At 68.8% G+C, this 25,642-nt stretch carries 24 protein-coding genes and 1 pseudogene; 7 read left to right on the forward strand and 18 right to left on the reverse strand.

Annotated elements, in window-relative coordinates; genetic code table 11:
• From IBL26_RS03430 to rpiB, 4 genes are read right to left on the reverse strand one after another with little or no spacing between them, the layout of a single operon-like run.
• Positions 1-585: a GNAT family N-acetyltransferase gene (locus IBL26_RS03430; protein ID WP_187783035.1), complete on the reverse strand. Its 585-nt coding sequence runs from the start codon at positions 583-585 to the stop codon at positions 1-3.
• A gap of 10 nt (positions 586-595) precedes the next feature.
• Complete coding sequence (nrdR, locus tag IBL26_RS03435) at positions 596-1,066, reverse strand: transcriptional regulator NrdR (protein WP_187783036.1); 471 nt, start codon at positions 1,064-1,066, stop codon at positions 596-598.
• Positions 1,067-1,089: 23 nt separating this feature from the next.
• Positions 1,090-2,382 carry a serine hydroxymethyltransferase gene (gene glyA, locus IBL26_RS03440; protein ID WP_187783037.1) on the reverse strand — a complete coding sequence of 431 codons (1,293 nt, stop codon included), beginning with the start codon at positions 2,380-2,382 and terminating at the stop codon, positions 1,090-1,092.
• A 4-nt stretch (positions 2,383-2,386) separates the two neighbouring features.
• Positions 2,387-2,842 carry a ribose 5-phosphate isomerase B gene (gene rpiB, locus IBL26_RS03445; protein WP_187783038.1) on the reverse strand — a complete coding sequence of 152 codons (456 nt, stop codon included), beginning with the start codon at positions 2,840-2,842 and terminating at the stop codon, positions 2,387-2,389.
• A gap of 202 nt (positions 2,843-3,044) precedes the next feature.
• Between rpiB and hemB the strand changes: the two genes are divergently transcribed.
• A complete protein-coding gene (gene hemB / locus IBL26_RS03450) occupies positions 3,045-4,046 on the forward strand; it encodes a porphobilinogen synthase (RefSeq protein ID WP_187783083.1) in 1,002 nt (333 codons plus the stop codon).
• 231 nt (positions 4,047-4,277) lie between these two features.
• A complete protein-coding gene (locus tag IBL26_RS03455; RefSeq protein ID WP_187783039.1) occupies positions 4,278-4,598 on the forward strand; it encodes a YXWGXW repeat-containing protein in 321 nt (106 codons plus the stop codon).
• Between the two features lie 242 nt (positions 4,599-4,840).
• Here IBL26_RS03455 and IBL26_RS03460 read toward each other — a convergent pair whose 3' ends face one another.
• Positions 4,841-5,755 carry a LysR family transcriptional regulator gene (locus IBL26_RS03460; RefSeq protein WP_187783040.1) on the reverse strand — a complete coding sequence of 305 codons (915 nt, stop codon included), beginning with the start codon at positions 5,753-5,755 and terminating at the stop codon, positions 4,841-4,843.
• A 105-nt stretch (positions 5,756-5,860) separates the two neighbouring features.
• Here IBL26_RS03460 and IBL26_RS03465 point away from each other — a divergent pair, with 105 nt between their 5' ends.
• Positions 5,861-6,505 (forward strand): NAD(P)-dependent oxidoreductase, encoded by a 645-nt coding sequence (locus IBL26_RS03465; RefSeq protein WP_187783041.1) that lies wholly within the window; start codon positions 5,861-5,863, stop codon positions 6,503-6,505.
• Positions 6,506-6,600: 95 nt separating this feature from the next.
• Here IBL26_RS03465 and IBL26_RS03470 read toward each other — a convergent pair whose 3' ends face one another.
• The 6 genes from IBL26_RS03470 to IBL26_RS03495 form a co-directional block, all read right to left on the reverse strand.
• Positions 6,601-7,749, reverse strand: a complete 1,149-nt coding sequence (locus IBL26_RS03470; RefSeq protein ID WP_187783042.1) for an alpha/beta hydrolase — start codon at positions 7,747-7,749, stop codon at positions 6,601-6,603.
• Positions 7,750-7,971: 222 nt separating this feature from the next.
• Positions 7,972-8,814 (reverse strand): alpha/beta fold hydrolase, encoded by an 843-nt coding sequence (locus tag IBL26_RS03475; protein ID WP_241748955.1) that lies wholly within the window; start codon positions 8,812-8,814, stop codon positions 7,972-7,974.
• Positions 8,807-10,009 carry a CaiB/BaiF CoA transferase family protein gene (locus IBL26_RS03480; protein ID WP_187783044.1) on the reverse strand — a complete coding sequence of 401 codons (1,203 nt, stop codon included), beginning with the start codon at positions 10,007-10,009 and terminating at the stop codon, positions 8,807-8,809. Before IBL26_RS03480 ends, IBL26_RS03475 begins: the two co-directional genes overlap by 8 nt.
• Before the next feature lie 37 nt (positions 10,010-10,046).
• Positions 10,047-11,360, reverse strand: a complete 1,314-nt coding sequence (locus IBL26_RS03485) for an SLC13 family permease (protein ID WP_187783045.1) — start codon at positions 11,358-11,360, stop codon at positions 10,047-10,049.
• 125 nt (positions 11,361-11,485) lie between these two features.
• Positions 11,486-13,063 (reverse strand): malonyl-CoA decarboxylase, encoded by a 1,578-nt coding sequence (locus IBL26_RS03490; protein ID WP_187783046.1) that lies wholly within the window; start codon positions 13,061-13,063, stop codon positions 11,486-11,488.
• Between the two features lie 63 nt (positions 13,064-13,126).
• The gene (locus IBL26_RS03495) at positions 13,127-13,834 is read right to left on the reverse strand and encodes a GntR family transcriptional regulator (RefSeq protein ID WP_187783047.1); all 708 of its coding nucleotides are present in this window, start codon (positions 13,832-13,834) and stop codon (positions 13,127-13,129) included.
• A 135-nt stretch (positions 13,835-13,969) separates the two neighbouring features.
• Between IBL26_RS03495 and IBL26_RS03500 the strand changes: the two genes are divergently transcribed.
• Positions 13,970-15,481: an aldehyde dehydrogenase family protein gene (locus IBL26_RS03500; protein ID WP_187783048.1), complete on the forward strand. Its 1,512-nt coding sequence runs from the start codon at positions 13,970-13,972 to the stop codon at positions 15,479-15,481.
• Between the two features lie 28 nt (positions 15,482-15,509).
• On the opposite strand, the gene IBL26_RS03505 is transcribed toward IBL26_RS03500, so the two are convergent.
• Positions 15,510-17,213, reverse strand: a complete 1,704-nt coding sequence (locus IBL26_RS03505; RefSeq protein WP_187783049.1) for a caspase family protein — start codon at positions 17,211-17,213, stop codon at positions 15,510-15,512.
• 4 nt (positions 17,214-17,217) lie between these two features.
• The gene (locus IBL26_RS03510; RefSeq protein ID WP_187783050.1) at positions 17,218-17,559 is read right to left on the reverse strand and encodes an effector-associated constant component EACC1; all 342 of its coding nucleotides are present in this window, start codon (positions 17,557-17,559) and stop codon (positions 17,218-17,220) included.
• A 129-nt stretch (positions 17,560-17,688) separates the two neighbouring features.
• Between IBL26_RS03510 and IBL26_RS03515 the strand changes: the two genes are divergently transcribed.
• On the forward strand, positions 17,689-18,966 hold the full coding sequence (locus IBL26_RS03515; protein ID WP_187783051.1) for an AmpG family muropeptide MFS transporter: 1,278 nt from the start codon (positions 17,689-17,691) through the stop codon (positions 18,964-18,966).
• A gap of 6 nt (positions 18,967-18,972) precedes the next feature.
• Here the strand turns inward: IBL26_RS03515 and IBL26_RS03520 are convergent, their stop codons facing one another.
• Complete coding sequence (locus IBL26_RS03520) at positions 18,973-19,779, reverse strand: hypothetical protein (RefSeq protein WP_187783052.1); 807 nt, start codon at positions 19,777-19,779, stop codon at positions 18,973-18,975.
• A gap of 156 nt (positions 19,780-19,935) precedes the next feature.
• Here IBL26_RS03520 and cuyA point away from each other — a divergent pair, with 156 nt between their 5' ends.
• On the forward strand, positions 19,936-20,967 hold the full coding sequence (cuyA, locus tag IBL26_RS03525; RefSeq protein ID WP_187783053.1) for a D-cysteate sulfo-lyase: 1,032 nt from the start codon (positions 19,936-19,938) through the stop codon (positions 20,965-20,967).
• 140 nt (positions 20,968-21,107) lie between these two features.
• Here cuyA and IBL26_RS03530 read toward each other — a convergent pair whose 3' ends face one another.
• Genes IBL26_RS03530 through dapA form a run of 4 tightly spaced genes read right to left on the reverse strand, consistent with a single transcriptional unit; the run spans position 21,108 to position 24,689 of the window.
• Positions 21,108-22,280: a GAF domain-containing sensor histidine kinase gene (locus IBL26_RS03530; RefSeq protein ID WP_187783054.1), complete on the reverse strand. Its 1,173-nt coding sequence runs from the start codon at positions 22,278-22,280 to the stop codon at positions 21,108-21,110.
• A 29-nt stretch (positions 22,281-22,309) separates the two neighbouring features.
• Complete coding sequence (locus IBL26_RS03535; RefSeq protein ID WP_187783055.1) at positions 22,310-23,245, reverse strand: AEC family transporter; 936 nt, start codon at positions 23,243-23,245, stop codon at positions 22,310-22,312.
• 60 nt (positions 23,246-23,305) lie between these two features.
• Positions 23,306-23,803, reverse strand: a complete 498-nt coding sequence (gene smpB / locus IBL26_RS03540) for an SsrA-binding protein SmpB (RefSeq protein WP_187783056.1) — start codon at positions 23,801-23,803, stop codon at positions 23,306-23,308.
• A gap of 7 nt (positions 23,804-23,810) precedes the next feature.
• Positions 23,811-24,689, reverse strand: coding sequence for a 4-hydroxy-tetrahydrodipicolinate synthase (dapA, locus tag IBL26_RS03545; protein ID WP_187783057.1), 879 nt, complete (start codon positions 24,687-24,689; stop codon positions 23,811-23,813).
• A gap of 244 nt (positions 24,690-24,933) precedes the next feature.
• Between dapA and IBL26_RS03550 the strand changes: the two are divergent.
• Positions 24,934-25,642: pseudogene (locus IBL26_RS03550) on the forward strand (lytic transglycosylase domain-containing protein); the annotation flags it as partial.

A 25,642-nucleotide genomic window follows, 5' to 3' on the forward strand; every position in this document is an offset into this window, starting at 1 on the left:
TCAGGCGGCGACGGTCACGGGCGCGGCCAGGCGCTTCGACAGCACGCTGTGGCGCAGCAGGGCTTCCAGCACCGGTTCCGTCCGCAGCCCGGCATCCTGGAACAGGTAGCCGCGGCGGCGGAACAGGCCGAGCGCGCGCAACTGGCCGCTGGGCACGCGCACCCGCAGCGCCTGCACGCCGAGGCCGGAGAGATGCTCCTCCATCCCCGCCAACAGGGCGGAGCCGATGCCACGGCCAGCCGCGCCCGGTGCCACCCACAGGCCCAGCAGGCGGGCCGGCGGGTCGGATTCGGTGGGCAGGGAGGCCATGGCGCAGCCGACGGGCACGCCATCGGCCTCAGCCAGCAGCAGCGGGCCGGGGGTGGCGCCGAACAGGCAGCTGAACCGCGCCACGTTGGCCCGTACCCGAAGGTCCGGCGGCAGCAGCACGGCCACGCCCTGCGCGAAGGCGGCAGCGGCCAGGGTGGCGAGGGCCGGGCGGTCCGTCAGCTCGGCCTCCCGGATGGCAAAGCTCTGGCTTGGCAGGATGGCGGACAGGGCGCCGGCCACGCGCGGCATCGGCGCCGCCTTGGGAACAATCTTCACGATAGTGCCTTCAGCCGTTGTCGGCGTCTGTCGATTTGCTCAAGGAGCCCAGGAATGCCTGGAAATCCTTGGCCTCGCGGAAATTGCGGTAGACGGAGGCGAAGCGGACATAGGCCACCGGGTCCAGTTCCTTCAACGTCTCCATCACGGTCTCGCCGATCGCGCGGCTGGTGATCTCGCTCTCGCCCTCGGCTTCCAGGCGGCGCTGGATGCCGTTGACGATGCGCTCGATCCGGTCCTCATCCACCGGGCGTTTCCGCAGGGCGATGCGGATGGAACGCGCCAGCTTCTCCCGGTCGAACGGCACGCGGCGGTTGTCGGACTTCACCACGGTCAGCTCGCGCAGCGTGACGCGCTCGAACGTGGTGAAGCGGGCACCGCAGGAGGGGCAGGAACGGCGGCGCCGGATCGCCGCGCCGTCATCGGCCGGGCGGCTGTCCTTCACCTGGGTGTCGTCGCTGCCGCAGAACGGACAGCGCATGTCCCGCCCCCTTCCCTACCGCCTCAGGCCTTGTAGATCGGGAAGCGGGTGCAGAGCTCGAGGACCTTCTGGCCCACTTCCTTCTCCACCAGCTCGTTGGCTTCCGGCGCGTTGGCGTTGGCCAGGCCCTTGAGCACCTTGCCGATCAGCTGGCCGATCTCGCGGAACTCGGCCTCGCCGAAGCCGCGCGTGGTGCCGGCGGGGGTGCCGAGGCGGATGCCAGAGGTGATGGCCGGCTTCTCCGGGTCGAACGGCACGGCATTCTTGTTGCAGGTCAGGTGCGCGCGGCCCAGCGCGGCCTCGGCGCCCTTGCCGGTCAGCTTCACCGGGCGCAGGTCCACCAGCATCAGGTGGTTGTCCGTGCCGCCAGTGACGATGCCGGCGCCCTGGGCCTTCAGCTCCTCCGCCAGCGCCTTGGCGTTGGCGACGACCTGCCTGGCGTAGGCCTTGAACTCGGGGCGCAGCGCCTCGGCGAAGGCCACGGCCTTGCCGGCGATGACGTGCATCAGCGGGCCGCCCTGCAGGCCGGGGAACACCGCGGAGTTGAACTTCTTCGCGAGCGCCTCGTCATTGGTGAGGATCATGCCGCCACGGGGACCACGAAGGGTCTTGTGGGTCGTGGTCGTCACGACATGGGCGTGCGGGATCGGACTGTCATGCGCGCCACCGGCCACGAGGCCGGCGAAATGCGCCATGTCCACCATGAAATAGGCGCCGACCTCATCGGCGATCTGGCGGAAGCGGGCAAAGTCCCAGGCGCGGGAATAGGCCGAGCCGCCGGCGACGATGACCTTCGGGCGGGACTGGCGCGCGATGCGGGCGACTTCCTCCATGTCGATCGTCTGGTCGTCCTGCCGCACCGTATAGGGCGCGACCTTGAACCACTTGCCGGACTGGTTGGCGGGCGAGCCGTGCGTCAGGTGGCCACCGGCCGCCAGGTCGAGGCCCATGAAGGTATCGCCCGGCTGCATCAGCGCGAAGAAGACGGCCTGATTGGCCTGCGCGCCGGAATGCGGCTGCACATTGGCGAAGCCGACATCGAACAGCTTCTTGGCGCGCTCGATCGCCAGGGTCTCGGCGATGTCCACGAACTCGCAGCCGCCGTAGTAGCGGCGGCCCGGATAGCCCTCGGCATACTTGTTGGTGAGAACGGAACCCTGCGCTTCCAGCACGGCGCGGGAGACGATGTTCTCGCTGGCGATCAGCTCGATGCCATCCTGCTGGCGCACCAGCTCCTTGCCGATGACGTCGAAGATATCCGGGTCCGACTCGGCCAGGGGGGCGGAGAAGAAGTGGCTCACGTTCTGGTCGGTCATCGGCTCAGGCCTCCTGGCCCGGATTGATCTTGGAAACGCGGCGCTCGTGGCGCCCGCCCTCATACGGCGTGGACAGGAAGGCGGAGAGGCTGTCCAGCACCACCTCGGCACCCACCGTCCGGGCACCGAAGCAGGCGATGTTGGCGTTGTTATGGGCACGGGTCAGCCGCGCCTCGGTGGTGTTGTGCACCACCACCGCGCGGATCTCCGGGTGCCGGTTGGCGGCGATGGACATGCCGATGCCGCTGCCGCAGACCAGGACGCCGAAGATGGCCTGGCCATCCGCCACCGCCCGCGCCACCTGGTGCGCGAAGTCGGGGTAATCGACGCTGCCGTCGCCATGGGTGCCGAAGTCGCGCACCGGATGCCCGGCGGCCTCCAGCGCGGCGCGCAGGCTGTCCTTCAGGGCGACGCCGGCATGGTCGGCGCCGAGGGCGATGGGGGTCTCGGCCGGATTCATGCCGCGTTCGTTACCACGGCTCGGGCCAGGGTGAAACCGCAACCACTACCCCTTGCGTGCAAACCGGGCATGTCCCGCCCGGGGCCAATCGGTCCGCCGTGGCTGTTGCATGACGGGGAAGTAGGGCTAAGGAAGTTCCGGCTTTTCCTGCCCGCCACCAGAAGTGGAGCGTGTGACCCAGATGACCTCCCCAACGCCGCCCATGAATTCTGCCTTGGGCGCCTTCCCCGCCATCCGCATGCGCCGCAACCGGCACGATGCCTGGACCCGCCGGCTGGTGGCGGAGAACCGGTTGTCGGTGGATGACCTCATCTGGCCGATCTTCATCATGGAAGGGAGCGGCACCGTTTCCGACGTCGGCTCCATGCCCGGCGTTCAGCGCGTGACGCTGGACCGGCTGCTCGCACACGTGGCGCCGGCCGTGGAGCTGGGCGTGCCCGCCATCGCGCTGTTCCCGATGACGCCGGCCGAGAAGAAGGATGCCGAGGGGACGGAGGCCAGGAACCCCGACAACCTGATGTGCCGAGCCGCCCGCCTGCTGAAGCGCGAGTTCCCGGAGCTGGGGCTCATCGGCGACGTGGCGCTGGACCCGTATACCGACCACGGCCATGACGGCGTCATCCGCGACGGCTACGTTGCCAACGACGAGTCGCTGGAGGTGCTGACCGCCCAGGCCCTGGTGCAGTCCCAGGCGGGCATCGACGTCGTGGCACCGTCCGACATGATGGATGGCCGCGTCGCCGCCATCCGCGCCACGCTGGATGGCGCCGGGCTGGTCCATACCCGCATCATGTCCTACGCCGCCAAGTACGCTTCCGCCTTCTATGGTCCGTTCCGCGATGCGGTGGGCTCCGGCGGCACGCTGAAGGGCGACAAGAAGACCTATCAGATGGACCCGGCCAACTCGGACGAGGCGATGCGCGAAGTGGCGCTGGACCTGGCCGAGGGCGCGGACATGGTGATGGTGAAGCCCGGCATGCCGTATCTGGACATCGTCCGCCGGGTGAAGGACCGCTTCGCCGTGCCGACCTACGCCTATCAGGTCAGTGGCGAGTACGCGATGATCATGGCCGCGGTACAGAATGGCTGGCTGGACCGCGAGAAGGCGATGATGGAGAGCCTGATGGCCTTCAAGCGCGCCGGCGCCGATGGCGTGCTGAGCTACTTCGCCGTGGATGCCGCCCGGGTACTGAAGGACCGCTGAGCCCGGTGGGCGTTCAGCGGCCGGGCCGGGGCTGTGAGGCTCCGGTCCGGCCCCCGGCCTCTCCACCACACGCCACCCCGGTTGGCGGGCGTGGCCGTGCGTGCGGCAGGTCAGCGCCAGCCAAACCGCCGCCAGCCTGCCCGGGCTAAGGCGAGTTCATCCTTTGGCCATGTGACGCTGGCCGGGGCTGCGCCGTTTTCCCCTTGGCTGGAACCAAGGGACACCGCCGCCATGTCACCCACCATGCATCGCCGCCGCCTCGCTGCCCTGACCGGACTGGCCTTGTTGGGCCTCAGCGCCTGCGTGCCACCGCCGCCGGTGGTGGCGGCCTACCCGCCAGTGCCGCCGCTGCGCGAGGAGATCCGCATCGCGCCACCACCGCAGGCGGAGCGCTATGTCTGGCAGCCCGGGCACTGGGTCTGGAACGGCAACGGCTATAGCTGGAACGAAGGCCGCTGGGTGCTGCGCCCCGTGACGGGCGTGGCGTGGGAGCATGGCCGCTGGGCCATGGAGCGCGGCGGCTGGGTCTGGGTACCGCCGCACTGGCGCTAGAGCAGATTTCCATCAGGTGGGGATCACCTGATGGAGTAAAGCTGCTTTGTAGAACAACAAGCTAGAGCGTTTGACATGAGCCCGTGTCACCGGACAATGCTTTGGATCGGAATGGCCTGAGGTGGAATTACCGAAAGCCTGAATCACGCGTCCAGACAAAGACATAGGGCATGATGTGCGAACGATGGGAACGCAGCATGCTCAACCGGTGCCGCAACCCCGGCGCCAAAGGGGCGCTGGGGTCAGGTTTCGCCGACCACCGCGCCAGGAATGGCCGCGGCGAGGAAGTCGATCATCGCCGCCACCTTGGCCGGTGGGTGCCGCATGGCCGGATAGACCGCGTAGATGCCGGCTTGTGGCAGGTGCCACCCGGGCAGGATGCGCCGCAGCCGGCCGCCAGCCAAGTCGGACGCCACCATGAAGTCCGGCAGCACCGCCGCGCCCAGCCCGGCACGCGCCCATTGCAGCACCACCTGGGCCGTGCTGGCCCGGTGGGAGGACGAGAGTCGTACCGGCACCACCGCACCGCCGGCATCCGGCGCGAAGTTCCAGTGCAGCGCATGGCTCAGGCCAGCCAAGGCGATGCAGGGCCAGTTCTCCAGGTCCGGCGGGCCGAGCACCTCGGCACGGCTCTCCATCAAATCAGGGGAGGCCACCGCCACTTGCCCGAAGCGCCCCAGGCCACGCTGCCGCAGGTTGGAATCGCGCAGCTCGCCCATGCGGATGGCAAGGTCGAACCCCTCCCCCACCAGGTCCAGCACCGCATCGGTCGCCACCAGGTCCAGCCGCAAGCCGGGATGGCGGCGGGAAAAGGCGGCGAGCAACGGGGCCAGCACCGCGCTGGCATAGTCGGCGGGGGCTGTCAGCCGCAGCGTGCCGGTCAGCCCGCGTTGGGCGCAGGCGGCGCGGTCCAGCGCCTCCTGCAACTCCCGCAGAGGTTGTGCGGCGTCGCGGGCCAGGGCTTCACCGGCTTCGGTCGGCAGGACCTGGCGAGTGGTCCGGCGCAGCAGCGCGGTGCCGAGCCGGGCTTCCAGTGTCGCCACGTCAGCGCTGATGCGGGATTTGCCGACGCCCAGGCGTCGCGCCGCCGCGGTGAAGCCGCCGGCCTCCATCACCGCCAGGAAGCTGCGCAGCTTGTCCGCATCCAAGTCCGGCATGGTGATTGTTCAACTTTTCAGGACGACCAGTCCGGATACTGCCTGATTGTCCGTTTGCTCGCCAGAGCGCAACTTCAGGGCAACCGGACAACAGGAGTATGTCCTATGAAGATCGCCCTGATCGGCGGTACCGGCTTCGTCGGTACGGCTGTGCTCGAAGAAGCCCTTTCCCGTGGCCATGACGTCGTCGCACTGGCGCGCGACCCGGTGAAGTACCAGGCGCGGGAGCACCTGAGCGTGGTGCGCGCCGATGTGCAGGACGCTGCGCAGGTCGCCGCCGCCGTCGCGGGTACCGATGCGGTGGTCAGCGCCTTCAACCCCGGCTGGACGGTGGCGAATATCGGCGCCCTGTTCACCGCGGGCCACCGTGCCATCATGCAGGGCACGAAGCAGTCCGGCGTGAAGCGCATCCTGGTGGTGGGCGGTGCCGGCAGCCTGTACGTGGCACCCGGCAAGCAGCTGATCGACACGCCCGAATTTCCCAAGGAGATCTACGAGGGCGCGCACGCGGCACGGCAGGCGCTGGACGAGATGCGGGGCGAGCAGGAGCTGGAATGGACCTTCCTGTCGCCGCCTGTCTTCCTGGCCGCGGGCGAGCGCAGCGGCCGCTACCGCACCGGCGGCGAGCACCCGCTGATGGAGGGCGAGAAGCCCGCCGGCATCAGCGTGAAGGATATGGCCGTGGCGATTCTGGACGAGATCGAGGCGCCGAAGCATCTTCGTGCCCGCTTCACCGTCGCCAGCGCCTGAATCCGGACCAGAAACACATCAGGCGATGCAGCGGTGCCGCATCGCCTGAAACCCGGATGCGCGAAGGCATCCGGTATCAACTGAGACAGTGACGATCAGCCGCGCGGGACGCGGCGGCCACGCGGTTGCGGCGCCACCACGGCGGCGGCGGGGGCCAGGAAGGCCGTCCGCAATTCGCCGGCCACGAAGCGCTGCGCATCGCCGGCCTTGGAGAGAACCGCAGGGTCGGCACCGAAGAATTCGTGCGTCACGCCGGGGAAATCCTCCGCCGAGACCTGCACGCCAGCCACCTGCAGCTTCTGCGCCAGCAACTGGCCCTCGCTGCGCAGCGGATCGATCTCCGCCGTGACGATGATGGCCTTGGGCAGGCCGCGCAGCTCGGCACCTTCGGCAACGTTCAGGCGCGGGTCGCGCAGGTCGGTCGGGCCGTTGGTGTAGTGCTGCACGAACCAGCGCATCATCGCCGCGTTCAGCGGCTTCGCCATCGCGTTTTCGCGGTAGGACTGGGTGGTCATGTCAGTGCCGGCCACCGGGTAGATCAGGCCCATCGCCACCGGCAGCGGCTGCCGCGCCTCACGCGCCATCATGGCGACGTTGATCGCCAGGTTGCCGCCGGCGCTCTCGCCCACTACGGCGACGCGGGACAGGTCGATATTCAGCTGGCCGGCATTCTGCAGCGCCCAGACATAGGCAGCGTAGGCATCGTCATGCGCGGTGGGAAACCTGTTCTCCGGCCCCTGGCGGTAATGCACCGCCAGCACCATCGCGCCGGTATCGGCCGCCAGGGTGCGGGCGGAAGCATCGTAGGTATCCAGGTCGGCAATGACGAAGCCGCCGCCATGGTAATACACGATCAGCGGCAGGCGCGGGATCGGCTGGCCGCGCGGCGGGGTCGGCGCCGGGTTGTACAGCCGCGCCTCCAGCGGGAAGGCGCCGGCGCCGGGAATCTGCAGGTCCCGCACCTGGGCGATCTCACGCGGGTCTGTGCGCAGGTTCAGCGCACGCTGCCGCGCCTTCACCGCATCGGCCATGGTAGGCTGGCGGCGCGCCTCGGCCGGCGTCAGCGTCTCGATCGGCTTGCCGCCGAGCTGCGCCAGGCTTTCGAGCAGCGCCCGCATCTGCGGGTCGGCACGGCCCGTCGGGTCCGGCGGCGTGGTCGGCATCGTCTCGGTGGCACAGGCGGCCAGGGTGGCGGCAAGGCCGAACGGCAGGAACAGGCTGGCCCGGCGGGAGAGTGACTGCATCAGAAGATCCTTCCTCAGGCCTGGCCATATCTTGCCAAGCCGTATCGGAAGCCGAACGCCCCGCTGGCGGTTCGGGTTTCTGCCGGGCAGCGGCCACCCGGGGCGCGGCGCCGTACGCTGCAGCTGATATCCATCAGGTGAGAATGACCTGACGGCGTGAAGATGCTCTTCAGAACAACGAGCTAGAGCATCTGAAGTGAGCCTGTGCGAACGGTGGATGCCCTAGCCGCGCAAGAAGCCGCGGACTGCCCCGGTCTGCGCCGTATCCATCAACGCGGGCGCATGGCCGCAGCCAGGAATGGTCAGCAGGCTGACGCCCGGCTTGCCGGCCATGCGGCTCGCCGTTGCCTCGGTCAGCAGCGGGCTGTGGGCGCCGCGCAGCAGCAGCGTGGGCAGGTTCAGCGAATCCCACAGCGGCCACAGCGTCGCATCTCCCGGCGGCGCGGCCTGCAACGGCACCGCGATGGCGGGATCGTAGTGCTGCACCACCCGCCCCTGCGGCGTCATGCGGGCGGAACTTTCGGCCAGGTGCCGCCACTCGGCGGGGGAGAGATCGCCGAACCCGGCATGGATGACGCGCAGATGCGCCTCGAGCGCCGCCACGTCGGCGAATTCGTGCCGCGTGCCGACATAGGCACCGATCACCGCCAGCGCGCTGCCGGGGATTTCGGCGCCGACATCGTTCAGCACCAGCCGGCCCATCTGGTGGTTCGGCAGGCTCGCCAACCCCATGCCGATCAGCCCGCCCATCGATGTCCCGACCCAGTCAAACCGCCCCAGCCCCGCCAGCAGCGGTGCCAGCACGCCGATATAGGTCGGCACTGCGTAGAGGTTGCCGTCCGGCAGCCAGGAGGAGAGGCCGCGCCCGGGGATATCCGGGCAGATCACGCGGCGGCCATCCTCGGCCAGGGCGCGGGCGAGGACATCGAAATCCCGCCCGGTGCGCGTCAGGCCATGGACACACACGACCGGCGCCCCATCCGCCGGCCCCCACTCGGTCCAGCGGAGATCCACCGGGCCGAAGGGCAGCGCGGCGCGCAGGGCGCCAATCCGTGGTTCAGACAATCTTGCTGTCCTTGAGCTGCGCGATGGCCATCGCATCGAAGCCGATGGAGGCCAGCACTTCATCCGTATGCTGCCCCAGCATCGGCGCCGCCGAGCGGTAATCCGGCGGCGTGGCGGAGAGCTTCACCGGGTTGGCGACGACGGTGACTTCCTCGCCAGAGGCATGCTGCATCTTCACCAGCATGTTGCGCGCCTGCACATGCGGGTCCGAGAACACGCGGTCCAGCGTGTTGATCGGGCCGCAGCCGATCTTCAGCGCCTCCAGCTGGGAAATCCACTCATCGGTGGTCTTGGTCTTGGTGACGGCGGTCAGCGTCTCCGTCACCAGCGCGCGGTTACCGACGCGGGCCGCATTGGTGGCGTAGCGCTCATCGGCGAGCAGATTCTCGAGAGCGAAATTCTTGCAGAAGCGCTCGAAGGTCGGGTCGTTGCCGATGGAGAGCACCATGTAGCCGTCGGCGGTCGGGAACACCTGGTACGGCACGATATTGGGGTGCTGGTTGCCCAGGCGCGGCGGGTTCTCGCCGGTCGCCAGGTAGTTCATGCCCTGGTTGGCCAGCCACGCCACGTGGGTGTCCAGCATGCCGATATCGATCTGCTGCCCCTGCCCCGTCGCCTGCTTGTGGCGCAGCGCGGCCAGGATGCCGATGGTGCCGTACAGCCCGGCGAACAGGTCCGCCACCGGGATGCCGACCTTCTGCGGCTCCCCGTCCGGGTCGCCGGTCAGGGACATGACGCCGCCCATCGCCTGGATCAGCGCGTCATAGCCCGGCCGCGGCGCGTAGGGGCCGGTCTGGCCGAAGCCGGTGATCGAGCAATAGATCAGGCCCGGATACTGGTTTTTCAGGTCCTCGTAGCTCAGGCCGTACTTGGCCAGGGCACCGGTCTTGAAGTTCTCCACAAGGATGTCGGCGTTCTCAAGCAGCTTGTGCACGATCGCCTGGCCCTCGGGCTTGGCGATGTCGATGGTCACCGACTTCTTGTTGCGGTTCACGCCCACGAAATAGGCGCTTTCCCGCGTGTTCGGCATGTAGGGGGGTGCGAAGCCGCGGGTGTCGTCGCCGGCGTCGGGGCGTTCGATCTTGATCACCTCGGCGCCCATGTCCCCCAGCATCTGCGTGCAGGTGGGGCCCGCGAGAACGCGGGTGAGGTCGACAACGCGCAGGCCCTTCAGCGGTCCGGTCGGTTCGGTCATGGCATCTACTCTTTCATTCTCGGAAGCAAACGGACAATCACATCCAGTTCGGCACAACCAGGATAGCCCAGGCCAGCAGCGGGCCGAGGGCGACGACAAGGCCGCTATAGATCAGGAAGCGGCGGAACAGCGTATCGCGCTCGCTCTCCTGCGCATTCGCCACCACCAGTGCGCCGTTGGTGGAGAACGGGCTGACATCGACGATGGTGGCGGAGATGGCGAGCGCGGCGACCATGCCGGCCGGGCCGATATGCCCCTGCATCATCAGCGGCACCGCCAGCGGGATGATGGCGCCCAGCACGCCCACCGAGGACGCGAAGGCGGAGACGATGCCGCCCACGTAGCAGAGCAGCAGCGCCGCCAGCAGCGGCATGCCGAGATTGGTCACGCTGTTGCTGACCATGTCCACCGCGCCCGACTTCTGCAGCACGGCGACATAGGTGATGACGCCGGAGATCAGCAGCACGGTGGACCAGCTGACCTTGTCGATCGCCCCCTTCTGCGCTTCCGGCGAAAGCAGCGCCAGGATGACGGCGATGGTGATGGCGACCATGCCGACATTCAGCCCGAAGGCGAGCGAGCCGACGCCGAGGATGATGAGGCCCGCCAGGGTCAGCATCTGGTCCCGCGTGGCGTTCGTCTGCGCGCGGTGCTCGGCCTTGGCGGGGGTGCCGCCATGGCCGCGCACGGGCAGAGAAGCGCCGGCGCCTTCCTCGAAATCCTCATGCGTGCCGGTATCGCGCCGGCCAATCAGCTTGAGGCCGCCGAAGGCACAGAACACGCCGATGGCGACGAGCAGGTTGAAGATCAGGCTGGCCAGGAACAGGAAGACCTCGCTGCCCTCCATCCCCGCGCGCTCGACGATCTGGTTGGTGATGCCGCCATAGATCGAGATGGGAGAGAAGCCGCCGCCCTGCGCGCCATGGATGACCAGCAGGCCCATCATCAGCGCGTCGATCTTGTAGTGGCGGGCGAAGCGCAGCGCGATCGGCGCGATGATGGCCACCGCTGCAGGGCTGACGGCGCCGATGGCGGTCAGCACCGCCGCCACGCAAAACATCACCCACGGGATCAGCGCGATGCGGCCGCCGACGCCGCGCACGGCCCAGTGCACCAGCAGGTCGATCGTGCCGTTCTTCTGCGCGATGGCGAACAGGTAGGTGATGCCGACGAGCGTGACGAACAGGTCACCCGGGAAGCCGGCCAGGATGGCGTTGGCGCCCATGCCGACGACGAAGGTGCCGATGAGGAAGGCCAGCGCGAAGGCCAGGGCGCCCATGTTGATCGGCAGCGCGGTGCCGACGATGAACATGACGACCAGCCCCAGGATGGAGGCAATGGCAGGGGACACTTTGGACGTTCCTTGCTTATTTACAGGCTGTGCACGAACCGGCTGGGGTGCCGGCGAACTCTCCGCGCGATGGTCGGCCTCACGCGGTCATGGGCAGGAAGGCGGGCTGGCCGCCCTCAATGTGTTCAGGCGGCGGGCTTCTTCCCGCCGGTTTTCTCCGCTTCCTTGTCCCGGCTCTTCTCGGGGTCCTTGTCCTTCGCCGGGGTCTTCTCGGCGGCAGTGTCGCCCGAGCCGCCGAGCAGCCGGGGCAGATAGCCCGACCGGCCCTTCGGCGCCACGAGGGCCGGAACCGCCAGCAAGCCATCCACCGAAGCCGAGCGCGCCACGGCGCCGGATCGCGTGAAGGCCTCGTGGTTCGCCTCGATGCTGTCCGGGTCGTAGAGGTAATTCACCATGATGCCGTAGGATTCGGTCATTCCGCGCGCGGCGGTGTTGCCGCGCCAGTTGATCCGCTCCAGCCGCGCGCCATTGCCCAGGTGGAACCGGGCGACGGGGTCGATGGCACCCATGCCGGTATTCGGCCGCGTCAGGTACTCGGCCGCCAGGCGCTGCAGCGGGGCGCGCAGGGCGGCATCCTTCTTCTTGTCCAGCCACCACTCACCGGTCGCCAACTGGTCCAGCAGCGCCTCGGCATTGGGCAACTCGGCCAGCGCGGCCTCGCCGGCGGCGGCTTCATCCGGCGCCTTTGGTGTGTGCAGGGCCAGGATGGCGGCGGCTTCCTCAGGCCGCAGCGTCTCCCCTGCCCGTTCCAGCTTACGCTTCAGCCAGCGGCGGAAGCCCGGCACGGGGGAGAGGGTGGAGAAGGTCTTCACCTGCGGCAGCTCGGCCTTCAGTTCCTCCACCACCTGCTTGATGAGGAAGTTGCCGAAGCTGATGCCGCGCAGCCCGTCCTGGCAGTTGGAGATGGAGTAGAAGATCGCGGTGTTGAAATCCGGCTTCACGCCATCCTCCGGCGCCAGCAGCGGCTGGATGGCGGTGGCCAGCCCTTTGGTCAGCGCGACCTCGACGAAGATCAGCGGCTCCCCCGGCAGTGCCCGGTGGAAAAAGGCGAAGCAGCGGCGGTCCGGCGCCAGGCGGCGGCGCAAATCGTCCCAGCCCATGATCTCGTGCACCGCCTCGTAGGCGATCAGCTTCTCCAGGATGGCGGCGGGGGTGTCCCAGTCGATCCGCCGCAACTCCAGGAAGCCGCGATTGAACCAGGAGGTGAACAGGTGGTGCAGGTCCACATCCAGCGGCTTCAGCTCGGGGTGTTTCTTCAGCCCGGTCAGCAATTCGCGCCGCAACTCCACCAGCGCGGCGGTGCCACCCGGCGCCATGTTCATTCGCCGCAGCACTTCCTGGCGCGGCGGCTCAGCCTTCTCGAACAGCGTCATCGCCCGGGCGGCGGAGGGGTCGTCCAGATAGGCCTGAGCGGCGGCGCGCAGCGTGGCCTCGTCCGGCAGGAAGTCACTGGCCAGGAACTGACGGAAGGCGGCACGGTCCTCGGCGTTCAGGTCATGCAACACGGCCAGCAGCTCCCGCGCAACGGCGGCGCCGGATGCTTCGCCACGCTCGGAGAGGAGAGCGCGGGCCAGCAACTCGGCCCGGACCAGAGGTGGGCGGGTGATGCCCGGCACGTCGGCATAGGGCTGGCCCCGATCGGCGATGCTGGACCACAGGCGCTCCAGCCAGGTGCGGGCCCCTACGGTGATGGACATCGGCATGATCTGTTTCCCCCGTCGCAACCTTGAGGCGAGTATTCCGCACTGGATCGCGAAGTGGAACCATTAATATGCGGATGGGTCGTCCTGGCCCGGTTCCGCATGCAGAAGCCCCGCCGTACCGGCCCCATTGGCCCGGCGCATATACTGGGCCAGGGCCGCACTGGCCGTCAGCATATGCACGCGCATCAGCTGGGCAGCTTCCTCGCCTGATCCGCGCAGCAGTTGGTCGAGGATCGCGCCATGTTCGGCGAAGGAGCGCTCGATGCGCCGGTCCTCCCGGAACTGGGCACGGCGATAGGGCGCCAGCCGCAGCCGCAGGGCCGTGGCGTGTTCCGCCAGCACGCTGTTATGGGTGCCGCGATACAGCAGGTTGTGGAAGCCGCGGTTGTAGTCGTCATAGGCATCCACCGCCGTGTCCAGCGGGCGGAAATCCACGTGCAGCGACTGCAGGGCAAAGCGCTCGGTCGCCGTCATGCGGAAGGTGGCGAGGCGGGCGCACATGGCCTCCGTCTCCGCCATCAGCTCGAACATCTCGGCCAGTTGCTCCAGCGTGATCGTTGCCACGCGGGCACCGCGGCGCGGCTCGATCACCACCAGGCCGGCGGCGGCCAGCTCCCGCAGCGCCTCCCGGGCCGGGGTGCGGGAGGCGCCGAAGCGCTCGGCCAGTGCGCTTTCGTCGATCACGCTGCCCGGGGCCAGGCGGCCGGCGGTGATGTCGTCGGCCAGGCGCAGCCGGATGGTTTCGGCCAGGGTTGTCGGCGTTCTTGTCATATCGGCGCGGATGCTGCCCCGCCGACGCGCGTGATGGAAGGGGGTTGCGGCCGTCAGCGGGCGGGTTGCGCGGTGCGGCCCCCTCGGCGCATGGTCCGCCCACACCTGACACCAAGTTCCGGGAGAAACCGCCCCATGCTCGACCACCCCAATCCCGCCCCGGCGAATCCGACTCTCGATCCCTTCGCCCTGGCGAAAGCGATCTCCGGGTATCATTTCATCGGCGGGCGCTACACCCCGGCCCGCTCCGGCAAGACCTTCGACGTGGTGAACCCCGCCACGGGCGAGACGGTGGCCACCGCCGCCGATGGCGATGCCGCCGACGTCGAGGCCGCTGTCGCCGACGCGGCCCGCGCGCAGAAGGAATGGGCCCGGGTGCCCGCCCGCAAGCGCGGCGCGCTGGTCTATCAGGCCGCCAACCTGATCCGCGAACATGTGGAGGAGCTGGCGAAGCTGGTGGCGCTGGAAACCGGCAAGGCGCTGCGTACCGAAAGCCGCGTCGAAGCCAACAACGTGGCCGACATCTTCGAGTTCTTCGGCGGCCTGGGTGGCGAGATCAAGGGCGAGACGGTGCCCTTCGGTCCCGACGTGCTGAACATCACGGTGCGGGAACCGCTGGGCGTGGTGGGTGCCATCATCCCCTGGAACATCCCGATGATGCTGATGGCGCTGAAGGCAGCGCCCGCCATCGTCGCCGGCAACACCATTGTCGTGAAGTCGGCCGAGGAAGCGCCGCTGGCCGTGCTGCGCATCGTCGAGCTGATGAACCGCGTGCTGCCGCCGGGTGTGTTCAACATCCTGTCCGGCCAGGGCCCGGAATGCGGCGCGCCGCTGGTGGCACATAAGCTGGTGAAGAAGGTGACCTTCACCGGCTCGGTCGAGACCGGCAAGATCATCGCCCGCGGTGCGGCGGACAAGCTGATTCCGGCGACGCTGGAGCTCGGCGGCAAGTCGCCGATGATCATCTTTGCCGATTGCGATTTCGAGAAGACAGTGGCCGGCGCCCTCACCTCCATGCGCTTCACCCGCCAGGGGCAGAGCTGCACGGCGGCCAGCCGCATCTTCGTGCAGCGGCCGATCTACGAGAAGTTCGTCGCCGAGATGGCCAAGCGCGTCGACGCCATGGTGATGGGCGACCCGCTGGATGAGAAGACCGACATCGGCACCATCATCTCCACCGGCCAGTTCGAGAAGGTAAAGGGCTTCATCGCCGAGGGCGAGAAGACCGCTGGCGCCACCGGCCGCGCCTGCTCCGCCATGCCGAAGGACCCGGCGCTGAAGAAGGGCCTGTTCATCCAGCCCTACATCTTCACCGGCCTGACCAAGGACAGCCGCCTGGTGCGCGAGGAGATCTTCGGCCCCGTCACCGTCGTCTTCCCGTTCGACGACGCCGATGCGGTGCTGGCGGATGCCAATGACAGCGAGTTCGGCCTGGCCGCTACGGTCTGGACCAACGACCTGAAGACCGCCATGCGCTTCGCCCACAACCTGGAAGCCGGCCTGGTGCAGGTGAACCAGAACCTGGTGGTGCAGCCGAACCTCTCCTATGGCGGCGTGAAGGCCTCCGGCCTTGGCAAGGAAGCCAGCCTGGAATCGATGCTGGAGCACTTCACCCACAAGAAGACCATCATGGTGAACATGGCCTGATGTGGGGCGGGGGCGCCGACGCCCCCGTTCAGCGGCGTGCCAGCCGCACGGCAAAGGCGCGGGTGGGGAATTCCGACCCATCCGCGCTCAGCATCACGTCCTTGTTCTGGTTCAGGTTGAAAGCCGGGGCACGGCCTTCCTGCGGGTCCCCGGCCACCCAGACCCAGGACCCGCCGCCGATCCGCGCGAAGACCGGGTCGATCCGCGCCGGGAAGTTGCGGTCTCCGGTCCGGTAGCCGGTGCCGGCGGACTGGCTGGCGTCGAACAGACCCGCCACCTGCGTGGTGCTCGGCAAGCTCCAGCCGCCACCACAGGCGTCCAGCCCCCGCGCCCATCCCGCCGCCTGCCCCCACCCGATATCCACATCCGGCCCCACATACCATTCCAGGCGGGTGCGGCTGTCCAGGATGGCGCCGCATCCCAGAATCTGATAGCGCGCCGGGGCCTGGGTCTGCTGGGTCTGCTGGGTCTGCGGTGCCGGCCCAGTCTGGGTGGTGGTAGGCGGCTGGGTGGCGGCCGGCGGCTGCATCTTCCCGGGCGGCGCATTGTCCGGCCGGGTGGGCGTGCCGGGCATCTGGGTCACGACGATGGCCAGCATCGCCACCACCGTCACCCCGATAGAAAGGGTCAGCCGCCAGCGGCGCCAGAACGGCTTCGGCCCCGGGGGCACCGGGTCCGGCATGGGGTCGACCGCCGGGATGCGCGGTGCGGCCGCCGGCGGCTCCGGCGTGGTGCCCACCAGCGCCACCGGTGCCTGATTCCAGGCCGGCGGTGCCTCCCGCCAGGCGGAGGCGTTCTGTTCCAGGTACCCGCGCACCTCGACATCGCGTTCCGCCTGCTGGTGGCGCTGCAGGATGCCCCGGGCGGCGGCGGCCGTGGCGGCGTCGCCGCCCCTGCTCAGCTCCACCAGATGCGCCACCACGCCTAAGCGGTGCCGCCAGTTGTCGGCGGCCAGGTCAGCCAGGATGGCAGGCTCGATCAGTGGCCGCGCTGTGGCGGGGCTGTGGGCGATCAGTGGGTCGCCGCTGCCGCGCGCCGCCAGGAATTGCGGCGTCTGGTGCCGGACGGAAGACTGCACGTGCCGCACCACGTCATAGAGCAGGATGCGGCCGTCTCGGTCCTGGTCCGCCCGGCCATCGCCCAGCCCTTCGACGATGGCGGCGGTGAAGCGGCCCATCACCTGGCCGTCCCGTGCCGTCTCCACCTCCCCCGCCGTCTGGATCTCGCTGGAGGCGGAGAGGATGTAGAACCCGCTGGCTTCCTGCAGCGAGCGTAGCTGGCTGGCGACATCGCCGCGCAGATCCTGCGTGGCGGCGCCGGAAAAGCAGCAATCCAGCAGCAGCACCACGGAATCGCAATCCGAGTTGGCCACCAGGTCGCGCACATGCCGCGCTGGGATGGAGGTGGCGTGCAGCGCCTTCGCTCGCGTATCCGACGTCGCCAGGCAGAGATTGCCGGCGCGGTCCAGCTTGCCATGCCCGGCATAGTGGATGAGCACGAGGTCGCCGCGCCCTGCCCCGGCCAATTCCTCCTCGATCGCCGCCTTGATCTCGCCGCTGGTGGCATCGGGGAAGCTGCGGATGTCGAAGGCGCCGCGCGCCGGGTCGCCCAGGATCTCGGCCAGGGCGGCGATGTCGTTCAGCGGGCCGTGTAGCGGCGGCAGCTCACTATCCGGGCGAAAGCTCTGGTTGCCGATCAGGAAGGCGACGCGCCGGCCCGGCTGCGCGTCCATGGCGTCAGGGCGCGGCGCCGCTGAGCGCCTTCAGCACCAGCGCGTCGTCGATATTCTTGGCGTTGACCTCGATCTGCTGCCCGTCCGGCCGCGTCACCTTCACGACCAGGGTGCGCTCCCGCACGAAATACGCCTTCAGACATTCGATCACGGCCGTCAGCGCCCCGCCGGTGATGAGGCCGAGGGCGATCTGGCCGATGGTCACCGCATCTCCGCGCTCGCCCGCCGCCGGCGGCTGGGCCACCAGCGAAGCGGGCACGCCGGCCCGGGACAGGTTTCGGTTGAGATCGCGGGTCAGGCTGGCCAGCCGCTCTGGCGACAGCTCCCCGGACAGGGAGACGATCATGACGCGCCCTCGCGCTTGCGATGCGCCACGCTAAACGGTTCGATACCGGAATGTAAAGCCGGGAGTTAATCCGCCGCCGTCCATAAGGCCGTTTGCCAGCCGGGCCGGGCGTGGCAATTTGCGCCGCAGATGACCCTGATCCCCACCACCTTCCGCAATCCCCGCTTTCTGGTCATGCTCGCCCTCGGCTTCGCGGCGGGTGCGCCGCTGCCGCTGGTGCTGGCCATCCTGCGACGGTGGATGACGGAATCCGGCATCTCCCTCACCGAGATCGGCATGACCGCGCTGATCGGCCTGCCCTACTCGCTGAAATTCGTCTGGTCCCCGCTGCTGGACAACGCCCTGCCGCCGGCTTTCCGCAGTTGGGGGCGACGGCGCGGCTGGCTGGCGGTGATCCAGCCACTGTTGATGGTCGCGATCCTGACCATGGGGATGACCAACCCGGCGGTGGCACCGCTGGCCACCGTCTGCGCCGCCATCGCCGTCGCCTTCCTCTCCGCCAGCCAGGACATCGTCATCGATGCCTACCGCATCGAGATGCTGGAGGAGCGGGAACAGGGCCTGGGCCTTGCCTTCTATGTCTGGGGCTACCGGCTGGCCCTGCTGGCGGTCGGCGCCGGGGTGCTCTGGATCTCGGAATACACTGGCTGGTTCTGGGCCTTCGCCTATGCAGCAGCGCTGATCCTGGTGGGGTTCGTCGCGGTCTGGCTGGGGCCGGAGGTGCTCTCCCCCCGCCCGCGCGTGGCGGTGGCCGGCTTCGCCGCCCGCATGCGCGCCGCGGTGGTGGACCCCTTCGCCGACTTCATGCGCCGCCCCTACTGGATCGCCATCCTGCTGTTCGTCGCCCTGTTCAAGCTGGGGGAGGCCCTGGCGGCCGTGATGGTCACGCCCTTCCAGGCGCAGCTGGGCTTCACGCGCAGTGAGGTCGCGCAGGTCGGCAGCGTCTTCGGCCTGTTCGCCACCCTGCTCGGCGCGCTGGCCGGCGGCTGGCTGGTCGCGAAGATCGGCACCGCGCGGGCGCTGATCCTGACCGGGCTCGGGCAGATGCTCTCCAACGTCATGTATATCTGGCTGGCCTTCGCCGGCCACGACATGACGGTGTTCTACCTGCAGACCGGCGTGGAGAACTTCACCGATGGCCTGGCCGATGCCGCCTTCCTCACCTACCTCTCGGCGCTGACCAGCCGCGCCTTCACCGCCACGCAATACGCCCTGCTCTCCTCGCTCGCGGCAGTCGGCACGCGCACGGTGGGCGCTTTCAGCGGCGGTCTGGCCACGGCGCTGGGCTGGCCGGCCTTCTTCGGCCTGACCATGGTGGCGGCGTTGCCCGCCATGTTCATCATGCTCTTCCTGCTGAAGAAGCTGCCGCCGGAGCCGAAGGCGCGGCCGGTGGCGATCGCGGAGTAGGCCCCGCTAAGCGCGCCGGCGGATCAGACCTAAGCCGGCCACAAATGCTGCCGAAGGCACGAGCATCTCGAACATCGCGAAGGCGATGGAGCTGGCTGCGGCGTTCGTCATCATGGTCGGCCACAGAATGGCTGCCAGTGCGGGAATGAGCACCGTACCTGCATGCACAGGCCGTTCCCGCCAGCGCCGACGGAGAAAGCGGCCGATCCACCAGAAGGCAAACGCGCTTGCAAACACGTAGACCAGAATAAGGCCAAGGGCTTGCGGAAGCGGCAATCCAAGGGGCTGTACCAAGCCGAGCATCACCACCAGCCCGATATACATCGACAGGAAAACAAGCCAGACGACCAGGAAACGGAGCCTGCTGGCGAATGACTGCCGCCTCAGCCCGCTGTCACCCCCTGTCTCGGGCATCGCCAGACGCCGGGCCTGCCGCCGATGGTGTTGGATGCCGAGCAGACACGCGATGGTCGGCAGACTGAACACCAGAAGTGTAGCGAACAGAACAGCCGCACCCTCTTCCTTCTTGGTCATGAGCCACGCAATGCCAGCACCGCTCAGCAGCACCGCCATCGTAACATCGGCGTCGGCACCAGCCCGCTTTGAGAGCCAGTAGCCACCGCGCCATACCAAGACCAACGCTGCCACCGCCAGCACGCACATGACAATGCCGGCGAGAGCGGGGTAATCAGGCGCCGCCGCCTGTACCGCCGCATTACCGATGATCGGCAACAGCGCGGCACCACCGATCATCAGCATCGCTGTTCCAAATTGGGCCATTCCAAAGGTCCAGCGGCTAGCGACGGTCGACATGCGGCAAGGCTTCCTGGATGCGGAATTTCTTTCAGGCTAACATAACATTGGTGTCATCACCACGGTTCCCCAGCATGGGTTGCCATCCCCGCCCCCTGGCGGCAAACCTTCCCGGCAGAAGGCCGCCAAGGCCCGCCACCCGGAAGGAAATCCCCCATGAACCTCGCCCGCTTCCCGCGCATCCGCCTCGGCCACCTGCCGACGCCGCTGGAGCCGATGGAGAATCTCTCCCGCCATCTGGCCGGCCCCGATGGCGGCCCGAATCTCTGGATCAAGCGGGATGACTGCACCGGGCTTTCCACCGGCGGCAATAAGACCCGCAAGCTGGAATACCTGATGGCCGATGCCCTGGCGCAGGGCGCGGATACCGTCATCACCCAGGGTGCCACCCAGTCCAACCACGCCCGGCAGACGGCGGCGGCGGCGGCCAAGCTGGGCCTCGCCTGCCATATCCTGCTGGAGGACCGCACCGGCTACACCGACGACGCCTACGCGCAATCCGGCAACGTGTTGCTGGACCGGCTGCACGGCGCCAGCATCGCCCGCTTCCCCGGCGGCACGGACATGCAGGCGCAGATGGAGTCCATGGCCGCCGAGCTGCGCCAGGCCGGCCGCAAGCCCTATGTCATCCCCGGCGGCGGCTCCAACGCCGTTGGTGCACTGGGCTATGTGAATGCGGCGCTGGAACTCGTCGCGCAGGCAGCGGAGATCGGGCTGCGCGTCGACCATGTCGTGCACGCCACCGGCAGCTCCGGCACCCAGGCGGGTCTGGTGGCCGGGCTGGTGGCGCTGAATTCCGGCATCCCGGTGCTGGGCATCGGCGTCCGCGCCCCGCGCGAGAAGCAGGAAGCCAATGTGCTGGCGCTGGCCGAGAAGGTAGCGACGCATCTGGGCCTGCCCGGCATCGTGAAGGCCGAGCATGTCGTCGCCAATTGCGATTATGTCGGCCAGGGCTACGGCCTGCCCACCGAAGGCATGGTCGCGGCGGTGACGCTGCTGGCCGAGAAGGAAGGCATCCTGCTGGACCCGGTTTATTCCGGCAAAGGCATGGCCGGGCTGATCGACCTGGTGCGCAAGGGCCACTTCAAGAAGGGCGAGAACGTCGTGTTCGTGCACACCGGCGGCGCCGTTGGCCTCTTCGCCTATCCGGACGCGCTGGGCGTGGCGACCGACAAGGCGGATGCGTGATGGCGTGATCGCCGTGGGCTAACGTGGCCACGGAAATCCGCCGCCCCTGAAGTGGGCGGCCGTAGCGAGGACAAGGAAAAGGCCGGGGACATCACCCCGGCCTTTCCACCATCAGCCTTATCCGCGCCTGGCGCCTGGCCTCAGCGCGCCGTCATGCTGAAGACGAAGCGCGTCTCCTCGTCCGAAGACGTGGCGGTCAGTTCACCGCCATGGGCGCGGGCGATCTCGGACGCGACATAGAGCCCGAGGCCGAGGCCCTGCTGGTTCGGCCGCTGCACCGCGCGGAAGAAGGGCTTGAACAGGCCGCGCAGCATCTCCGGCGGCAATTCGGGGCCGCGGTTGGAGACGGAGAGCCGGAACTCGCTCCCCACCCGCGCGGTCTTCACCCGCACCGGGCCGGCCTCATCGCCATGTGCCAGCGCGTTGACCATCAGGTTGGAGAGCAGCTGCCCCATCCGCACCGGGTCGCAGTCCAGCCCGGCCGTGCCGTTGAACTCCGCCTCGATCGTGCGGTCTGGCCAGGCGCTGCGGCATTCCGCCACCACCTGCTCCAGCATCGGCTGCAACGGGCGGCCGGTGCCGAGGGTCAGCGGCAGCCCGTCACCCAGGCGGCCACGGGCGAAATCGGTGACGTTGTCGATCAGCCCCGCCATCCGCGCGCTGCTCTTCTGGATGACGCCGATCACCTCCTGCGCCTCCTCCGGCACCGGCATACGCAGCAGCACGCGGCAGGCGGCGTTCACGGAGGCGAGCGGGTTGCGCAGGTCGTGGCCCAGCACGGCGATGAACTGCTCCCGCAGTTCGGCATCCCGCCGCTCGTCCCGCAACGCGGCCTCGGCGGAGAGCAGGCGGCGCTGGGATTGCAGGTGGAAGCCGATCAGCTCGGCGAACAGCCGGAACATGCCGATCACCTCGGGTGTGTTCAGGCGCGCCGGGCGCGGGTCAAGCGCGCAAAGCGTGCCGAAGAAGGTGCGGTCCGGCAGCAGGATCGGCATCGAGAGATAGCTCTGGAAACCGTACATCGCCGGGGTGTGGTGGCAGGCGAATTGCGGGTCCTCTGCCACGTGGTCGATCACCACAGGCTTCTGGCTGTCGCGGATCTCGTCGCAGATGGTGGTCTGCACTTTCAGCTCGTCACCGGGCTTCAGGCCGAACTCCACCTCGTCCCGCACCTGGCAGGCGATCCAGCGGTCCTCGGTGACGCGGGCGACGGCGGCGAAGCGCATCCCGGTGGTCCGGCAGATGACCTCCAGGATCGTGGGCACCGCCTCGATGGCGCCCACCGCCGCCACGTCGGCGTTGAAGTCGTTCATGCGGTTGCCTCTCGCCCCACCAAAGCAGCTCAGCCGATCCAGGCCAGATAGAGCGACACCGTAACCAGGGACAAGACCGTACTGAACAGGATGGTGGCCGATGTCATGCGTGCGGCGCGGCGGTAGTATTCCGCCAGCATGAAAGGCCCGGTGCCGGTGGGCAGCGCCGCCGCCAGCACCGCGGTGTGGGTGGCCAGCGGTGGCAGGCGGAACACCTGCGTCGCCAGCAGCCAGACCAGCACTGGCAGCGCCAGCAGCTTCAACGCCACCAGCAGCAGCGTGCCATTCAGGTCCTTGCCGCGCACCGTGCCCTGCTGCGCCAGGAACAGCCCCAGCGCCACCAGTGCGCAGGGGGAGGCAGCGCCGCCCAGCAACCGCAGGAAGCTGCCGACGCTGTCCGGTATTGGCAGGCCGGTGCCCGAGGCCAGGGCCCCCAGCGCCGGCGCCACCAGCAGCGGGTTGCGGGCCAGCGCCGTGCCCACCTTGGCAGCCAGCTTCGCCGGCTGCCGTTCCTCCTGCACGCCGATCTCGATGCAGACGATGGCGGCGGCGAACAGCACGCAGACGGTCAGGATGGTGGCGATGGTCACCAGCGGCAGGCTCTCCGGCCCCAGCGCCATCAGGCAGAGCGGGAAGCCCATGTAGCCGGTGTTGGGATAGGCGGCGTTCAGCCCGTCCAGGCTGGCATCGGCCAGGTGGCGCGGGCCGCGCGCCCGCAGCGCCGCCGTCACGCCGAACAGCAGCAGGCTGCCCAGCCCGAAGGCGGCGACGAAGCCCGGCTGCCACAGGCTGGCCCAGGCGGTGCGGGACATGATGTCGAACAACAGCGCCGGCAGGGCCAGCCAGACGACGAAGCGGTTCAGCTCCGTCATCGCATCCGGCCCCAACACGTTGCGCCGCCGGGCCAGGTAGCCCAGCAGGATCAGCGCGAAGACCGGGAAGACGACGCCCAGCGTGGCCAGCATCAGCCGATGGCCAGCATCAGGAGGCAGCCGGCATCAGGCCGGGGCGTGTCCGGGCCGCATCTACAGCTTGTCGCCCCGCAGCAGGCGGGACTTGTCCCGCTGCCAGTCGCGCTCCGCGATGGCGTGGCGCTTGTCGGCCTTGGACTTGCCCTCGCCGACGCCCAGCACGACCTTGGCGATGCCGCGGTCGTTGAACAGGATCTCCATCGGCACCAGCGTGATGCCTTCGCGCGTGATGGAGCCGGTCAAGGCCTGCACCTGCTTCTTGTGCAGCAGCAGCTTGCGCGGCCGGCGCGGCTCGAAATGCGCCATGAAGCTGCCGGCCTGCCATTCGGGGATGTAGCAGTTGAACAGCCACATCTCTCCGTTCCGCTCACCCGCCCAGGCATCGGTCAGCGCCGCGCGGCCGGAGCGGAGGGATTTCACCTCCGGCCCGATCAGCACGATGCCGGCCTCGAACGTCTCACCGATCTTGTAGTCGAAGCGTGCCTTGCGGTTCTGCGCGGCGGTGCCGTGCGAGATCAGCGAGGATTTCTTCTTCTTGTCCTTGGCGGCCATCAGGCTCTCAGTTCAGCAGCCCGGCGGAGACCATGGCGGCCTTCACGTGGGCACGGGTGGAATCGGCCACCGGCGCCATCGGCAGGCGGCAGAAGGCGGAGGACTTGGCCAGCAGGCTGGCCGCGTGCTTCACCGGGCCGGGTGAGGTCTCGCAGAACATCGCATCATGCACCGGCAGCAGCCGGTCCTGGATGGCGATGGCTTCCTCGATGTTCCCGGCGGCCCAGGCGGCGTGCATCTCGGCGCACAGGCGCGGCGCGATGTTGGCCGTCACGCTGATGCAGCCATGGCCGCCGGCGGCCAGGAAGGCCAGCGCCGTATGGTCCTCGCCCGAAAGCTGGGAGAAATCGGGGCCGATGGCGGCGCGGGTGTGCAGCGGCCGTGCCAGGTTGGCGGTCGCGTCCTTCACGCCGACGATGTTCGGGTGCTTGGCCAGCCGCGCCATCGTCTCCACCGACATGTCCACCACGCTGCGCGGCGGGATGTTGTAGATGATGATCGGCAGGTCCACCGCATTGGCGATGGCCATGAAGTGCAGGTACATGCCTTCCTGCGTCGGCTTGTTGTAGTAGGGGGTGACGATCAGCGCCGCATCCGCGCCGGCATCCTTGGCGTGGCGCGTCAGCTCGATCGCTTCCTCGGTGCTGTTGCTGCCGGCGCCGGCGATGACGGGCACGCGGCCGCCGGCGGCCTCGACGCACAGCTCCACCACCTTGTGGTGCTCGGCGTGGGAAAGCGTCGGGCTCTCACCCGTGGTGCCGACCGGGATCAGCCCCTGGGTGCCTTCCTTGATCTGCCACTCCACAAATTCCTGGAAGGCTTTCGGGTCCAGGGACCCGTCCTCGGCCATCGGCGTGATCAGCGCGACGAGGGAACCCTTGAACATCGGAATGACTTTCCTTCCCGGAGAAGATTGGCTGGGGGCAACGCCGGCGGGACAATCCTCACCCGGCTTCAGCCGCAAGCTAGGGGCGGCGGGGCGGTGGGACAAGCCATGCGCCACATGTCGGGTTGCATTCCAGCCCTGCCCGCCCCCGGCGATAAGGCGCGGAGGGTACGGGATTTTTCCCGCCCGCCCCGGCCGAGTGCTGCCGGGACAAGCGCGGCCGGATGGGCTAGAAGCTCTGCCCATGCGCCGCACCTCGACGCCCCGCCCCTCCTTCCGCTCCAGCCTGGGCCAGGCCCTGCTGCTGGCGCCCGTGCTGTTCAGCCTGGCATTGCCGGCCGCCGCCCAGCCCTGGGCGAATGAAAGTGCCCGCACCGCCGGCCGCGCCGCGCTGGCCGCCGCCAGCGCCGGACGATGGCCGGACGCGCAGGCCCTGGCCGTCAACGCCGACCCCATGGCCGCCAAGCTGGTGCAGTGGATGCGCCTACAGGTGCGCGGCATGGCGACGGTCGACGAGATCACCGCCTTCATGGCCGCCAACCCGGACTGGCCCTTCCGTGCCTCCCTGCTGGCCCGCGCCGAGGAAGTGCTGCCGCTGATGCCCAGCGACGGCCTGGTGCTGCGGCTGTATGCGCATGACCAGCCGCGCGGCCTGCCCGCCGCCCAGGTGCTGGCCGATGCCCGCCTGCGCCAGGGCACCGACCCGAAGCCCGGCCTGCGCGAAGCCTGGCGGGACCTGAATGCCGAGGCGACGGACGAATCCATCTTCCTGGCCCAGAACGCCGCCATCCTGACGCCGGAGGATCATCAGGCGCGGTTCGACCGCCTGGCCTGGAACCGGCAATTCGCCGCCGCCGCGCGCGTCATGCCCATGCTGCCGCCCGCCGCCCGCGCCGCCGCCGAGCAGCGCCTGGCCCTGGCCTCCGAGCGCCCCGGGGCCGATGCCGGGCTGC

It is taken from the genome of Teichococcus aerophilus, assembly GCF_014490485.1.
Classification (GTDB): Bacteria; Pseudomonadota; Alphaproteobacteria; order Acetobacterales; family Acetobacteraceae; genus Pseudoroseomonas; species Pseudoroseomonas aerophila.

Excerpts from the sequence above, each read along its gene's own strand:
- nrdR (WP_187783036.1), bottom strand. The coding sequence starts at position 1,066 with ATGCGCTGTCCGTTCTGCGGCAGCGACGACACCCAGGTGAAGGACAGC.
- hemB (WP_187783083.1), top strand. The coding sequence starts at position 3,045 with ATGAATTCTGCCTTGGGCGCCTTCCCCGCCATCCGCATGCGCCGCAAC.
- IBL26_RS03510 (WP_187783050.1), bottom strand. The coding sequence starts at position 17,559 with ATGATCGTCTCCCTGTCCGGGGAGCTGTCGCCAGAGCGGCTGGCCAGC.
- cuyA (WP_187783053.1), top strand. The coding sequence starts at position 19,936 with ATGAACCTCGCCCGCTTCCCGCGCATCCGCCTCGGCCACCTGCCGACG.
- IBL26_RS03470 (WP_187783042.1), bottom strand. The coding sequence starts at position 7,749 with ATGCAGTCACTCTCCCGCCGGGCCAGCCTGTTCCTGCCGTTCGGCCTT.
- IBL26_RS03520 (WP_187783052.1), bottom strand. The coding sequence starts at position 19,779 with ATGTCGACCGTCGCTAGCCGCTGGACCTTTGGAATGGCCCAATTTGGA.
- IBL26_RS03480 (WP_187783044.1), bottom strand. The coding sequence starts at position 10,009 with ATGACCGAACCGACCGGACCGCTGAAGGGCCTGCGCGTTGTCGACCTC.
- IBL26_RS03530 (WP_187783054.1), bottom strand. The coding sequence starts at position 22,280 with ATGAACGACTTCAACGCCGACGTGGCGGCGGTGGGCGCCATCGAGGCG.
- rpiB (WP_187783038.1), bottom strand. The coding sequence starts at position 2,842 with ATGAATCCGGCCGAGACCCCCATCGCCCTCGGCGCCGACCATGCCGGC.
- IBL26_RS03460 (WP_187783040.1), bottom strand. The coding sequence starts at position 5,755 with ATGCCGGACTTGGATGCGGACAAGCTGCGCAGCTTCCTGGCGGTGATG.
- IBL26_RS03500 (WP_187783048.1), top strand. The coding sequence starts at position 13,970 with ATGCTCGACCACCCCAATCCCGCCCCGGCGAATCCGACTCTCGATCCC.
- IBL26_RS03490 (WP_187783046.1), bottom strand. The coding sequence starts at position 13,063 with ATGCCGATGTCCATCACCGTAGGGGCCCGCACCTGGCTGGAGCGCCTG.
- dapA (WP_187783057.1), bottom strand. The coding sequence starts at position 24,689 with ATGTTCAAGGGTTCCCTCGTCGCGCTGATCACGCCGATGGCCGAGGAC.
- IBL26_RS03465 (WP_187783041.1), top strand. The coding sequence starts at position 5,861 with ATGAAGATCGCCCTGATCGGCGGTACCGGCTTCGTCGGTACGGCTGTG.
- glyA (WP_187783037.1), bottom strand. The coding sequence starts at position 2,382 with ATGACCGACCAGAACGTGAGCCACTTCTTCTCCGCCCCCCTGGCCGAG.
- IBL26_RS03505 (WP_187783049.1), bottom strand. The coding sequence starts at position 17,213 with ATGGACGCGCAGCCGGGCCGGCGCGTCGCCTTCCTGATCGGCAACCAG.
- smpB (WP_187783056.1), bottom strand. The coding sequence starts at position 23,803 with ATGGCCGCCAAGGACAAGAAGAAGAAATCCTCGCTGATCTCGCACGGC.
- IBL26_RS03455 (WP_187783039.1), top strand. The coding sequence starts at position 4,278 with ATGTCACCCACCATGCATCGCCGCCGCCTCGCTGCCCTGACCGGACTG.
- IBL26_RS03495 (WP_187783047.1), bottom strand. The coding sequence starts at position 13,834 with ATGACAAGAACGCCGACAACCCTGGCCGAAACCATCCGGCTGCGCCTG.
- IBL26_RS03535 (WP_187783055.1), bottom strand. The coding sequence starts at position 23,245 with ATGCTGGCCACGCTGGGCGTCGTCTTCCCGGTCTTCGCGCTGATCCTG.
- IBL26_RS03515 (WP_187783051.1), top strand. The coding sequence starts at position 17,689 with ATGACCCTGATCCCCACCACCTTCCGCAATCCCCGCTTTCTGGTCATG.